The organism is Streptomyces atratus, assembly GCF_014648655.1.
Classification (GTDB): Bacteria; Actinomycetota; Actinomycetes; order Streptomycetales; family Streptomycetaceae; genus Streptomyces; species Streptomyces atratus.
In genome coordinates this window covers 116,116-127,742 of the sequence record NZ_BMRN01000009.1, presented here as the reverse complement: position 1 = coordinate 127,742, position 11,627 = coordinate 116,116, and the positions used below count along the sequence as shown (strand labels likewise).

Annotated in this window: 11 protein-coding genes and 4 pseudogenes; 8 read left to right on the top strand and 7 right to left on the bottom strand. The window is 71.6% G+C overall.

Annotated features, from left to right (window positions below):
• Window positions 1–22 precede the first annotated feature (22 nt).
• The 4 genes from IEZ15_RS17680 (at window position 23) to IEZ15_RS44735 (ending at window position 4,122) form a co-directional block, all read left to right on the top strand.
• Window positions 23–1,357 carry a DUF6777 domain-containing protein gene (locus tag IEZ15_RS17680; protein ID WP_229845942.1) on the top strand — a complete coding sequence of 445 codons (1,335 nt, stop codon included), beginning with the start codon at window positions 23–25 and terminating at the stop codon, window positions 1,355–1,357.
• 134 nt (window positions 1,358–1,491) lie between these two features.
• Window positions 1,492–3,585: a SpoIIE family protein phosphatase gene (locus IEZ15_RS17675; RefSeq protein WP_189277918.1), complete on the top strand. Its 2,094-nt coding sequence runs from the start codon at window positions 1,492–1,494 to the stop codon at window positions 3,583–3,585.
• On the top strand, window positions 3,575–3,697 hold the full coding sequence (locus tag IEZ15_RS46410; protein ID WP_268250395.1) for a hypothetical protein: 123 nt from the start codon (window positions 3,575–3,577) through the stop codon (window positions 3,695–3,697). Before IEZ15_RS17675 ends, IEZ15_RS46410 begins: the two co-directional genes overlap by 11 nt.
• A 32-nt stretch (window positions 3,698–3,729) precedes the next feature.
• Entirely contained in the window at window positions 3,730–4,122 is a 393-nt protein-coding gene (locus IEZ15_RS44735) for a PI-PLC domain-containing protein (protein ID WP_229845941.1), read from the top strand.
• On the opposite strand, the gene IEZ15_RS17665 is transcribed toward IEZ15_RS44735, so the two are convergent.
• The gene (locus IEZ15_RS17665; protein WP_189277916.1) at window positions 4,086–4,802 is read right to left on the bottom strand and encodes a lamin tail domain-containing protein; all 717 of its coding nucleotides are present in this window, start codon (window positions 4,800–4,802) and stop codon (window positions 4,086–4,088) included. The genes IEZ15_RS44735 and IEZ15_RS17665 overlap by 37 nt on opposite strands.
• Before the next feature lie 407 nt (window positions 4,803–5,209).
• Here IEZ15_RS17665 and IEZ15_RS17660 point away from each other — a divergent pair, with 407 nt between their 5' ends.
• From IEZ15_RS17660 to IEZ15_RS44730, 3 genes are all read left to right on the top strand, one after another.
• Complete coding sequence (locus tag IEZ15_RS17660) at window positions 5,210–5,467, top strand: hypothetical protein (RefSeq protein WP_189277914.1); 258 nt, start codon at window positions 5,210–5,212, stop codon at window positions 5,465–5,467.
• Between the two features lie 68 nt (window positions 5,468–5,535).
• Complete coding sequence (locus IEZ15_RS17655) at window positions 5,536–7,239, top strand: acyl-CoA dehydrogenase family protein (protein WP_189277912.1); 1,704 nt, start codon at window positions 5,536–5,538, stop codon at window positions 7,237–7,239.
• Window positions 7,240–7,352: 113 nt separating this feature from the next.
• On the top strand, window positions 7,353–8,204 hold the full coding sequence (locus IEZ15_RS44730; RefSeq protein ID WP_229845940.1) for an SCO6745 family protein: 852 nt from the start codon (window positions 7,353–7,355) through the stop codon (window positions 8,202–8,204).
• Here IEZ15_RS44730 and IEZ15_RS44725 read toward each other — a convergent pair.
• From IEZ15_RS44725 to IEZ15_RS17630, 6 genes and pseudogenes are all read right to left on the bottom strand, one after another.
• Window positions 8,201–8,584: a DUF6629 family protein gene (locus IEZ15_RS44725; protein WP_373302579.1), complete on the bottom strand. Its 384-nt coding sequence runs from the start codon at window positions 8,582–8,584 to the stop codon at window positions 8,201–8,203. The genes IEZ15_RS44730 and IEZ15_RS44725 overlap by 4 nt on opposite strands.
• 73 nt (window positions 8,585–8,657) lie before the next feature.
• Window positions 8,658–8,810, bottom strand: a pseudogene (locus IEZ15_RS44720) (hypothetical protein); the annotation flags it as partial.
• Between the two features lie 51 nt (window positions 8,811–8,861).
• Window positions 8,862–9,974, bottom strand: a complete 1,113-nt coding sequence (locus tag IEZ15_RS17645; protein WP_189277910.1) for an XdhC family protein — start codon at window positions 9,972–9,974, stop codon at window positions 8,862–8,864.
• Window positions 9,967–10,662, bottom strand: a pseudogene (locus tag IEZ15_RS17640) (VWA domain-containing protein); the annotation flags it as partial. The gene IEZ15_RS17645 and the pseudogene IEZ15_RS17640, both read right to left, overlap by 8 nt.
• Window positions 10,652–10,907 (bottom strand): annotated as a pseudogene (locus IEZ15_RS17635) ((2Fe-2S)-binding protein); the annotation flags it as partial. The pseudogenes IEZ15_RS17640 and IEZ15_RS17635, both read right to left, overlap by 11 nt.
• A gap of 16 nt (window positions 10,908–10,923) precedes the next feature.
• Window positions 10,924–11,223, bottom strand: coding sequence for a DUF1876 domain-containing protein (locus IEZ15_RS17630; RefSeq protein WP_114242894.1), 300 nt, complete (start codon window positions 11,221–11,223; stop codon window positions 10,924–10,926).
• 166 nt (window positions 11,224–11,389) lie between these two features.
• Here IEZ15_RS17630 and IEZ15_RS44715 point away from each other — a divergent pair.
• Window positions 11,390–11,581: pseudogene (locus IEZ15_RS44715) on the top strand (serine/threonine-protein phosphatase); the annotation flags it as partial.
• Window positions 11,582–11,627: the final 46 nt, after the last annotated feature.

Here is an 11,627-nt window from a genome sequence, read left to right as displayed (position 1 = left end):
CCTACCGCCCGGAAGAAGAACCGTGAGTGACCGACCCCCGCCGTCCGGCCGCCCCGAAGGACCCCCCTCCGGCCCTCTCTCGGGCCCCACGCAACAAGGACCTGTGCCACCGCCACCGCCGCAGCGTCCCTCCGGACCACCGGCCGCAGGCGGCTCCGGCGGCGCGGGCGGACCCGGCGGCCCCCGTCATGCGGCGCAGCCTTCCGGCTCCGGCGGGGGTCCCGGGCGTCCCTGGTGGCGGTCGGTGCCCCTGGTGGTGTCGATCGCCGCTGTGATCGTGGCCGCTGTGGTGCTGACCGTCGTCCTCACCCGCCCCGACGGCGGATCGGTGGCGCGCGGCGAGGTCTTCCTGCAGGCGGCCGGCTCGACCGGCCCCGATCCGTACACCCCCTCGACGGCGCGGTCCAGTTCCGGGGCGACGACACCGACCCCGCTGCCCAGCCTCTCCGGGACAGCGGCGAACGTCACGCAGGCGGTGCGGGGCTCGACGCCGGGGCTGTACGGAGGCACCCGTAACGTCTCCAGCTGTGACGTGGAGCATCAGATCACCGCGCTCACGGCAGATCCCGGCAAGAACAGTGCGTTCGCGTCGGTCCTGGGGATCGATCCCTCCGGCGTCCCCGGCTATCTGCGCTCGCTGACCCCGGTCCAGCTGCGGCTGGACACCCGCGTCACCAACCACGGGTACCGCAACGGTGCACCCACCGGCTTTCAGGCAGTGCTCCAGGCCGGCACGGCCGTCCTGGTCGACGACCGCGGCGTGCCACGGGTGCGCTGTGCCTGCGGAAACCCGCTGCTCCCGCCGGTCGCGGTGAAGGGCGGCGTGAAGCTGATGGGCGACGCGTGGCCCGGTTACCGCTCCTCGAACGTCGTGGTGGTGGAGCCCGCGCCGCAGACGGTGAAGGCGTTCATCATGTTCGACCCGAGGAGTGGCGACTGGTTCAGGCGCGACGCGGGTGACACCGGCGGCCATGACAAGAAGACCGCCCCGCCCTCGAAGACGATCTTCCCGCCCTGCTCGTCACAGCCTCCCGGCGCCTCCACCGGGCCCTGCCCTTCGACGTCGGCCTCGGCCTCGGCCTCGTCGAAATCCCCCTCTTCGGAACCACCGTCCGCGTCCTCTTCCTCGACCACCGCGCCGCCCTCGCCGTCTTCCGCCTCCTCGCCACCCACCACGGCAACGGCCACCGAACCGCAGGCTCCGGTGCCCCCGTCCACCGGGACGCCGCCCCCACCGCCGTCGTCGGACACGGGGTCGGCCCCCGAGTCCGTGGCGACGCCCGCCCGGCCTGCCTCCGGTGGCACCCCGTCGGCCGGCGGGCCGGCGGGCGCCCAGGACGGGCGCGGAGCGGCGTGAGCCGTCGTTCTTCCTTGATCCCGGCGGCTGTTCATCCGTCTGCCACTGAGCAGTGGCGAAGCGGGGAGGGTACGCCGACGCTTGTCCCTACCCGCCGATACGCGCGGTGGACGGAGCCCGATGGGGGTGAATCCGTGGCAGAGCCGGACACCGGTGCACCGGACCCCGGGTCGACTCCGGTCGACGATTTGGGGGCGGCGGTCCTCCACACGCTGTTCGCCCAGTCCGCGGTGGGCCTGCATGTTCTGGACACGCAGTTGCGGGTGGTGCGGGCGAACCCCCTTTCCGACGTCGTCCCCGCCGAACTCCTTGCGGGGCGTCACTTCACCGACGCGTACCACCTCGAACAACCGGGCAAAGCGGAGCGGATACTGCGCGGAGTGCTGGACACCGGCGTGGCCTCGCGCGACCAGGTGATCCGCGGCCGGCTCCAGGACGCCCCCGGCCCCAGTCGCAGCCTCAGGGTGTCCGTCTACCGTCTGGACGATGCGGACGGTCGCACCCTCGGCCTGCTGGCCGCGGTCGTCGATATCAACGAGCAGGAGAAGGCGCGCGTCCGGGCGGCGTGTCTCGCCGCGGTACGCACGCGGGTGGGCAGGTCACTCGATGTGGCGGCCACCTGCGAGGGGCTCGTCGAGGCCGTCGTTCCGGTGTTCGCCGACGTCGCCGTGGTCGAGGTGGTGGACGAGGTCCTGCGCGGTTCGGATCCGCCGACCGGACCCCTGGGGAGCGATGTCCCACTGCGCCGCGCGGCAGTCCGGGGCCTCGGCGCCGACGGTCACCGGGACGGCCTGGTCGGAGAGATGCGCAGGCTGCCCGCCCGTACCCCCTATGCTCTGTCCGCGTCGGATCTCCGGCCCCGTCTCGTCCAGATCGGTCCCCGGACACCGTGGCTCGACGCGGATCCCGACAGCGCCCGGATGATCGAAGCGACCCGGGCCCACTCGTTGATCGTGGTCCCGCTGAAGCTGCACGGCACGGTCCTCGGTCTGGTGAGTCTCTACCGGTGCCCGGGGGCGGAGCCCTATGAGGAGAACGATGTCCCGCTCGCTCTGACCGCAGCCGCTCATGTCGCGCTGAGCGTCGACAACGCACGGCGCTACGAGCGCAACCATGTGATCGCGTCGACGGTCCAGCATCGGCTCCTCCCCCAGCGCGACGGTGACCGGATCGCCGTGGAGACGGCACACGTCCTGCTGCCCGGGCGCAACAGCGGCTGCTGGTTCGACACCATCGGTCTCTCCGGTGCGCGCACCGCTCTCATCATCGGCAATGTCGAGGGTCCGGGCCTCCAGGCGGCCATCACCATGGGGCAGCTGCGGACCGTCATCCACGCGCTGGCCGGTCTCGACCTGGAGCCGGACGAAGTGCTTGCCCGGCTGAGCGACATCGCCGGCCGCCTGGCCGTCGAACGGGCATCGCTTCCGCCCGACGACCGGCTGCACCGGGAATCGCCCGAGGCAACCTGCATGTACGCGGTCTACGACCCGTTCTCCCGTACCTGCACCATCGCACGGGCGGGGCATCCGACACCGGTTCTCATCACGCCCGACGGCACCACGACCATCCTGGACGTACCCGAAGGGCCCTCGCTCATCTCCACCGACAGTTCACCGTTCGCCACCGCCGCCTTCGAGCTCGACGAAGGCAGCGTTCTGGCGTTCTTCACCGGCACCCTCCTGACCGGCCACGGATCCTCCAACCTGGTACGGGAAGCGCTCGCGCAGCCCGGCCGGAGTCTGCAGGACCTGTGCGACGACGTCGTCTACACCCTCCCGGCCGAGGACTGTCCCGAGGGCGCCGCCCTTCTCCTCGCACGTACCGGCGTCGTCCCGGCCGAACGGGTCGCGACCTGGGAGCTGGCCCACGACCGGACCACACCCGCCATCGCCCGTACGCTCGTGCGCGACCGGCTCGACGGCTGGAACCTCGACGAGGAGACGGCCGAGGCGACCGAACTCATCGTGAGCGAACTGATCACCAACGCCGTCCGCTACGGCACCCCTCCACTGCGGCTGCGGCTGATCCTGGACCGCTCGCTCACCTGCGAGGTGCACGACAGCAGTCGGGTGTCACCCCATCTGCGCCATGCGCGCACCGTCGACGAGGGCGGACGCGGACTGTTCATCGTCTCCCAGCTCGCCACCCACTGGGGCACCCGTTACAGCAGCGACGGCAAGGCCCTGTGGACCGAGCAGGAGATCCCGTCCGTGGCAGATGAGTCCTGACCTCGGCGTGCGGCACCCGCTGCGCACGGCCGCCTTCCTCGTGGCGGCCATGTGCACGCTGGTGATGGCGGTGACCGCGACGGCGCGCAGCACCGTGGTGTCCCGTCGCTAAAGACGCCGTTCGCCTTCCGGAGTCCGCAGGAGATGAGCTGCGTCCCGCACCGCGGCGGCACCGGCAAGCGGCTCTTCCTGCTCGACCACTTCATCACCGTCGCGGGCGGGAGCGGGATCGACGCGGGCAAGGTCAACGCCCGTGACCGGGTGCTCGAGCGTGCGCACCGGTGCGAGCAGCAGCGGGGCAGTCCGGTGAATTTCGTCGCCGTCGACTGCACGACGACCGGAGACGTACGCGGGGCGGTCGACGCGCTCAACGCGGAGCGCCCCGCTCGGCGGCCGACGATCACTGAGAGGTGCGGCGCCCCGCGGCCGGGTCGGCCGCGGGGCGCCGCGATCAGGGTGGTGACGGCCGTTCGCGGGACGGGGAGCGGTCGCCGGTCGGGTCAGTCGCGACCGTCGTGGTGGTTACGGCCGTCGTGACCCTTGCGGCCATCGCGGCCGTCGTGGTCCCGGCCATCGTGGTGGCGGTCCCGGTCGCGGCCGTCCCGGTCGCGGCCGTCGTGGTCCCGGCCGTCGTGGTGCCGGTCACGGCCGTCGTGGTCCCGGCCATCGTGGTGACGGTCCCGACCGTCGTGGTCGCGGCCACGGCCATCGCGGTCCCAGCCCCAGCCGTCGCGGTCGCGGCCCCAGGACTTCGAGTCGATCCTGCGACCGTACGCGTCCCGCAGAGTCGCCGTGTCACTGGCGTCCCATACGTAGTTGCGACGGTCCTGGTAGACATCGCGGCCGGTGTCGCGGCCGACTCCGGTGTGCACACGCACCGAGGAACGGCCGGCCAGCCGCAGGTCGAACCGGTAGGTGCGGCGGCTCTCGTCGCTCAGGGTCCAGCCGCGGAGGTTGACCGAGTGACGGCCGGTGTTGGTGACGGTGACCCACTCACCGTTGAGGCTCTGGTTGGAGCCGTTGTCGTAGCCGGGGCTGTTGTACTGGATCGCGCCCAGGACCACGGCCGAACGCAGGTCGGTCCGGGTGTGGCCGTGACCGCGGTCGCGACCGATCCCGTGGTCGTGTTCGTCTGCGATCGCCGGTAGTGCGGCGGCGGCCACCAGTGCGCCGGAGGCGAGAACGGCAGCGGTGAACCGCCGTGCGGAACGGGACATGAAGACCCCTCAGATGCGGGCCCGGACCGTGCGGTCCGAGCGTTTTTCGGTCTCGGCCTGTTGCCGAGAACGCACACTGTGGCCCGACTGCCCGAGTCACGAAAGACGCACCGATACGTGTTACGAAGTACGGATATTTCCGTCACACACGTCTGTAACCGGCACGCATCCAACCCCTCCGAGTACCTGTCAACCCCTGCCTGCTGCACCCATCCGCGCGACACCGAACCGACGCAGCCAGTGGCGGCATCCCATACCCGGCACACACCCACGCACCCCCTGCGCGACCGGTCCGGGAAATCCGTAACAGCCACCGCCCATACAGCCTTGAACACCCGTTCCCTTACCCGAGGAAAGAAGAACGACAGTTCTACCGCGGAGCCATTGCACCGCGAGAACAACAGTGGTTGAGTGACAGAGAAAGATATGAATCGAGGTTCAGAACATCGCTTGCGCGCCCCGCCGAGCCGGCCATCGTCGCGGGTATCGCCGCAGGTGAGCTGCCTGCGGCGCATACACAGCTGTCGGCCGCCGCCGCGATCGGGGCGGTCGGCGAGGCACTTCTCGGCCCGTTGTCTCCGGTCGGCGAGCGGACCGACCCGGGACCGGTCGTGGAGGGCATCGCCACGCTGCGCCTCAGAGCCGTCGTGGCCGACGGCACCTGAGCGCGAGCCGCACACCGCCGCACCAACTCCCCCGCAACCCCGCCCATCGACCCAGGACAGGAACCGCGATGACCGTCACCCCGCACCGGACCGACGTTCGGCCCGAGGCCCCCGCGCCTCACCCCACTCATGCGGTCACCAACCAGGCCCCGCCGCGGACCGGCCTCGACGAGTACGGCACGAATCTGCCGCTCGCACAGGCCGTCCGGACGTTCGGCGCTGCCTGGCACGAGCCGGAGCTGCACGGCATCGGCACCCTGGTCGGTTCCGAGCGGTTCCAGATCAGTGCGGAGCTCGCCCACACCTCCCCGCCCGTCCTGCGCACCCATGACCGTTACGGCAACCGCGTCGACGAGATCGACTTCCACCCCGCGTACCACGAGGTCATCGGCGCGGCAGTGAGTCATGGCACGCACACCGCGGGCTGGGCCGACCCGAAGCCCGGAGCAGCGGTGGCGCGGGCGGCTTCGTTCATGCTGTTCGCCCAGATCGAGCCCGGCCACGCCTGCCCGATGTCCATGTCGCATGCCGTGGTCCCGGTCCTGCAGCGCGATCCGGACGTGGGACGGAACTGGCTGCCCGGCCTGCTCAGCCGTTCCTACGACCCCCGGCCGATCGCCCCGGGCAGCAAGTCCGGGCTGACCTTCGGCATGGGGATGACGGAGAAGCAGGGCGGCTCCGACGTGCGAGCCAACACCACGCGGGCCGTCCCGCTGGCCTCCGACCCCGAGGGCCGGGCCCATCTGCTCACCGGCCACAAGTGGTTCCTCTCGGCCCCGCAGTCGGACGCCTTCCTGGTCCTGGCCCAGGCCGAGGCCGGGCTCACCTGCTTCCTCGTACCGCGGGTACTGGCCGACGGCACCCGTAACACCGTCCGCATCCAGCGGCTGAAGAACAAGCTCGGCAACAAGTCGAACGCCTCCTCCGAGGTGGAGTTCGACGGCACCTGGGCGGTACGGGTCGGCGAGCCCGGCCGCGGCGTCCCCACGATCATCGAGATGGTCAACCACACCCGGCTCGACTGTGTGCTCGGCACCACCGCAGGCATGCGCCAGTCGGTGTCCGAGGCGATCTGGCACGCGCACCACCGCAGTGCGTTCGGTGCCCGGCTGGCCGACCAGCCGGCCATGACGGCGGTCCTTGCCGATCTGGCGCTGGAGACGGAGGCCGCGACCTGGACCTCACTGCGCCTGGCCCATGCGTACGAGACCGACAGCGGCGAGTCCGAGGTGATGTTCCGCCGGCTGGCCACCGCGGTGTCCAAGTACTGGATCTGCAAGCGGGGCCCGCACCACGCCTACGAGGCGCTGGAGTGCCTGGGCGGCAACGGCTACACCGAGGACTGGCCGCTGGCCCGGCGCTACCGCGAGCAGCCGGTGATGGCAGTGTGGGAGGGGTCCGGAAACGTCGTCGCGCTCGATGTGCTGCGGGGCATCGCCAGGACCCCGCAGTCGCTGGACGCCTTCTGGGCCGAGCTGGAGACCACGGACGGTGCCAATTCCGTACTGGACGCACACATCCGTCGGGTACGCCAGGAGCTGACCGCGGACCTGCGCGACCCGATGGCCGCGCAGACCCGCGCCCGGGCGACCGTCGAAGGCATGGCGCTGGCTCTGCAGTCCTCGCTGATGCTGCGTCACGCCCCCGCGGCGACGGCCGAAGCGTTCGTCGCCGCCCGGCTCGGCGAGGCCCGTGGCCATCAGTACGGCATCCTGCCGCGCGGCACCGATGCCGCAGCGATCGTGGAGCGGCACTTCGGCGGGACCATCTGAGGCCGTCGCCGCCGATCCCCTGGTGCGGCAACGACGGGTGGGCGGGGGCCGAAGAGAGCCCCTGCCCGTCGTCGTACTGTGTATCCGTCGGCACGGGCGTTAGGTTGGCTCCCATGGAGTCGAGACCCCGCACGCTGTGGCTGCGCACCGAACCCCTCCACGCAGTGATCTACTTCGACGAGGAGTGCCGGGGCATCGGCCGGTCCGTGGGCCTCAAGGGGTTCTGGATGGGCTACTTCGCCACCCGTACGGCCCCCATGGGGCCGGTCCTCCCCGAGACCGCGACCGCTGCCCTTGCCGTCTTCGCCCCGGGCATGGTGGCCCGGGCGCTGCCCGCCGCTTGGCAGATCGTCACCCCCGAAAGACTCACGGACCTCCGCGCACAGCTTGCCGCGCGGGCGCTGCGCAGGCTGGTCCCCGGCATCGACACTCTTGCCGAACAGCTCACCCCGCCGCTCGCAGCGATGGTCGAGGACGCATCGGCCCTCGCGCGTCCGCTGTTCTCCGCGAACCGCCCGCTGTGCGAGCGCGCCGACCCGGTGGAACGTCTGTGGCAACTCACCACCGCACTGCGGGAGTTCCGGGGCGACGCACACGCCGCCGCCCTTGCCGACCACGGTCTCGACGCCCCCGAGGCGCTCGTTCTCGCCGCCGCCACCGACCGTGTTCCGCGCGAGGGCATCCAGCTCGACCGGGGCTGGAGCGACATGGAGTGGGCGGCTGCCGAGGAACGGCTGCGCTCCCGCGGGCTGATCGACGCGGAGTCGGCTGTCACGCCGCGCGGTCGTGAGGAACGAGACCTGATCGAGGACGCCACCGACCGGCTGGCCGCCCGGCTGCTGCGCCCCCTCACCGACAGCATGGTGGACGCGCTGCTCGCCGCTCTGGAGCTGCCGACCCGGCAGGTGCTGGAGGCTGAACTGCTGCCGTTCCCGAACCCGATCGGCCTGCCCCGGTCCGTCTAGACGAACTGCTCCGCAGGGCGTCGGCGGGTCCAGCCGAGCAGGATCACCGAGCACACCGCCGCGAAGGCACACCAGGTCGAGACGAACTCCAGCCGCCAAAGCGCCGCACAGACGGTGGCCCCGACCGCGACCAGCACCCCGAGCCTTCGCAGCAGGCGGTCCCCGGCCAGTAGCAGTGATCCCACCGTGGCCAGGAGGTACCCGCCGACGAGCAGCCCGGAGCCGGGGAGGTCGAGGACGTAGCCGAGGGTGTGCCCACGGATCTCTGCGGTCACGGGACGGGTCGCCAGACAGTACGCGAGCGGGACGGCGGTCGCGATTCCGGCCGCGAGGGGCACCAGCAACCGGCGTCGGGCGTGCGGCGGCGCGGCGCACAGCACACCCAGCGCGGTGGGCCGAGTCGTCCTTCTCCAGGAAGGTCGCCGTGCCCCGGTACGTCACGGTGATCGGTCCCACCCGCACCTTCACGAAGCTCTTGATGGTGTCGCCGTCGAACTCCTCCACGGTCGCACCCGGCATGCAGTGCGAGACTCGTTCGATGTCGATGGGCGCCCGCCAGGCCTCGTCGACCGGGACCGGCACGGTGAATGAGTTCTGCAGCTCCATGGTCTGCTCCTCACATGAATCACAGGTTCACGAATCACAAGGGTCACGACGTCATACGGATTTCAGCCGCGGCGGGTGGATCGCCCCGACCGTGTCCGCGAGCGGGCTGCCGGTGCCGCCCCAGCGCAGTGCGATGATCTCCGCCGCGATCGAGACGGCCACCTCCTCGGGGGTACGCGCGCCGAGGTCGAGGCCGATGGGCGAGCGCAGCCGGGCCAGTTCCGCTTCGCCGAGACCGGTCTCGCGCAGCCGGGCCAGGCGGTCCTCGTGGGTCCGGCGGCTGCCCATCACGCCGATGTACGCGGCCGGGGTGCGCAGGGCCACCTCCAGCAGCGGGACGTCGAACTTCGGGTCGTGGGTGAGTACGCACATCACGGTCCGCCCGTCGATCTCCGTATCGCTCAGGTACCGGTGCGGCCAGTCGACGACCACCTCAGCAGCGTCCGGGAAGCGGCGGGGGTCGGCGAAGGCGGGGCGGGCGTCGCAGACGGTGACGCGGTAGCCGAGGAACACACCGATCCGGGCCACCGCGGCAGCGAAGTCGATGGCGCCGAAGACCAGCATCCGGGGCGGCGGGGCGAACGACTGGAGGAACACGGTGACGTCGTCCTCGCGCCGTTCCCCGTTGGGGCCGTAGTGCCGCAAGCCGGTTGCGCCTTGGGCGAGTTCGCCTCGCGCGTCGGCGGTGACGGCGGCGTCGAGACCGCTCGCGCCCAGCGATCCGGAGACGGTGTCCGGCCGGACGGCGAGGGCGGCGCCGCGCGGGGCGGGGCCGTCGGTCACGGTGGCGACCACCACCGGGCGGTGCTCGGCGACCGACACGGCGACCTCGCCGAAGGAGGTGTCGTACACCGCCGTCACGGGACGCACGAGGAGTGTGATCTCGCCGCCGCAGGTGAGGCCGACGGCGAAGGCGTCCTCGTCGCTGTAGCCGAAGGTCTGGAGCTGGGCCCGGCCCGTTTCCACGACCTCCTTGGCCAGTTCGAAGACCGCGCCCTCGACGCAGCCGCCGGAGACGCTGCCCACGACCTCGTCGTCCGGGCCCACGGCCATCGCCGCTCCGGGGCCGCGCGGTGCGCTGCGGCTGACCGCGACGACGGTGGCGAGCCCGAACGCTTCCCCGGCGGTGTACCAGCGGCTGAGCACCGGAAGGATCTCACGCATCGGCGGCCGCCCCTCGGACCACTGCCGCCAGCCGCTCCAGGGCGGCCGGGCTGTGGCCTTCGACGAAAGCGTCCACGTGCGGCAGCGCCGCCGCCATGCCTGCCGCGAGCGGTGCATAACCCGGGCGCGTCTTGCGGGGGTTGGCCCACACCACGCGGTGCGCCAGCCGGTGCAGTCGGTACATCCGGGCCGCGAGCAGTGCGCGGTCGCCCCGCTCCCAGCCGTCGGAGAGGACGACCACCACCGCTCCCCGTGCGCAGGAGCGCTGCCCCCAGCGGTCGAGGAAGTTTCGCAGCATCTCGCCGAGCCGGGTGCCGCCGCTGCGGTCGGGGACCGCGTCGGCGACCGCGGCCAGTACCGCGTCCGGATCCCGGTGGGCCGTCTCGCGGGTCACCCGGGTCAGCCGGGTGCCGATCGTGAACACTTCGGTGGGTGTGCGAGCCGCCGCGGCGTGTGCGAGGCGCAGCAGGGCATCCGCGTACGGGTCCATGGAGCCGCTGACGTCCAGCGGCAGCACGACCCGTCGCGGCTCGGTGGTGGGGGTGCGGTGGCGCAGCCGGGCGGGTTCGCCAACGTGCCGCAGGACTTCGCGCACCGTGCGTCGGGGGTCGACATCGCCGCGCCGGGACGGGCGCAACCTGGGGGTGCGGCGCGGCTCGCCGCTGAGTGCGAACGCGGTGTCCATCCGCCGTCGGAGGCGAGCCCCTGGACGGTCGTCACTTCGCCGCCGTCGGCCTGCACCTCCAGTACGGAGCAGCTCGTGACACTGTCGCCGTCGAGTTCGACGGCGCACGCCCCGCAGTTGCTCGTGTCGCAGCCGACGGGCGTGCCGGTGAACCCCAGGTGGTCGCGGAGGCAGTGGATCAGCAGCAGCCGGGGCTCGACCTCGTCCTCGTACCTCGTGCCGTCCACCGTCATCGAGATGCGGGTCATATGCCCTCCCCAGGGCTCAGGCCGTGGTGTCGGACCATGCGTACGGCGGTGCGACGGGCCCGCTCGCGGGTCCGGCTCCGACCGTTTCCAGTTCATGGTCGGCGGCCTTCATCAACTGCGCGGCGACGTCCTTCATGGCGCGGCTCGCCGCGAGTTCGTCGCCGATGACGGGAACATCCACGTCCTGCGGGTTGCAGCGGGCGACACCGTGTCCGATGAGCTTTTCGGAGCCGGTGTCCAGTACCGCCTCGGCCCTGGTCGTACCGTCCTCCTCGGACAGACCGACGCGGACCTGCCACTCCAGCGTGCGAGTCATCGCGCACCTCCTGTGACCGCGCCCGGCCTCGGTCCGCCGCCACGACGCGGTCCTGTGACCAGGATCCACCCGGCCGGGGCCGTTCGCGCGTTCCGGCTCGTCCTGCGGGGATCACACCACCGCAATAGGATGCGTGGAGTCACTTCCACCGAGTGCGGAGCGGCCCATGAACCGGCGTCGTCCTTCTCGTTCGGCGAGCGCCGGCGAACTGCTCCCCACTCCGCCACAGCTCACCTCACGGGCACGCCGTGAGGTGAGCTGCATCAGGCGCGGGTGAAGCCGGGCGAGGCACTGCAGCGCGGGATGCTCCCTTCGGCGCTGCCCGCCCTGCCCGGTCTGCGAACCGCTGGCCGGCGTCCGCCATCGAAGCCGCAGCAGGGCCATGACGTGGAGGCGGCCGCCTC

What these genes read in the sequence shown, in the direction of transcription:
- IEZ15_RS46410 (WP_268250395.1), top strand. Translation starts at nt 3,575, where the DNA reads ATGAGTCCTGACCTCGGCGTGCGGCACCCGCTGCGCACGGCCGCCTTC.
- IEZ15_RS44735 (WP_229845941.1), top strand. Translation starts at nt 3,730, where the DNA reads ATGAGCTGCGTCCCGCACCGCGGCGGCACCGGCAAGCGGCTCTTCCTG.
- IEZ15_RS17665 (WP_189277916.1), bottom strand. Translation starts at nt 4,802, where the DNA reads ATGTCCCGTTCCGCACGGCGGTTCACCGCTGCCGTTCTCGCCTCCGGC.
- IEZ15_RS17655 (WP_189277912.1), top strand. Translation starts at nt 5,536, where the DNA reads ATGACCGTCACCCCGCACCGGACCGACGTTCGGCCCGAGGCCCCCGCG.
- IEZ15_RS44730 (WP_229845940.1), top strand. Translation starts at nt 7,353, where the DNA reads ATGGAGTCGAGACCCCGCACGCTGTGGCTGCGCACCGAACCCCTCCAC.
- IEZ15_RS17645 (WP_189277910.1), bottom strand. Translation starts at nt 9,974, where the DNA reads ATGCGTGAGATCCTTCCGGTGCTCAGCCGCTGGTACACCGCCGGGGAA.
- IEZ15_RS17630 (WP_114242894.1), bottom strand. Translation starts at nt 11,223, where the DNA reads ATGACTCGCACGCTGGAGTGGCAGGTCCGCGTCGGTCTGTCCGAGGAG.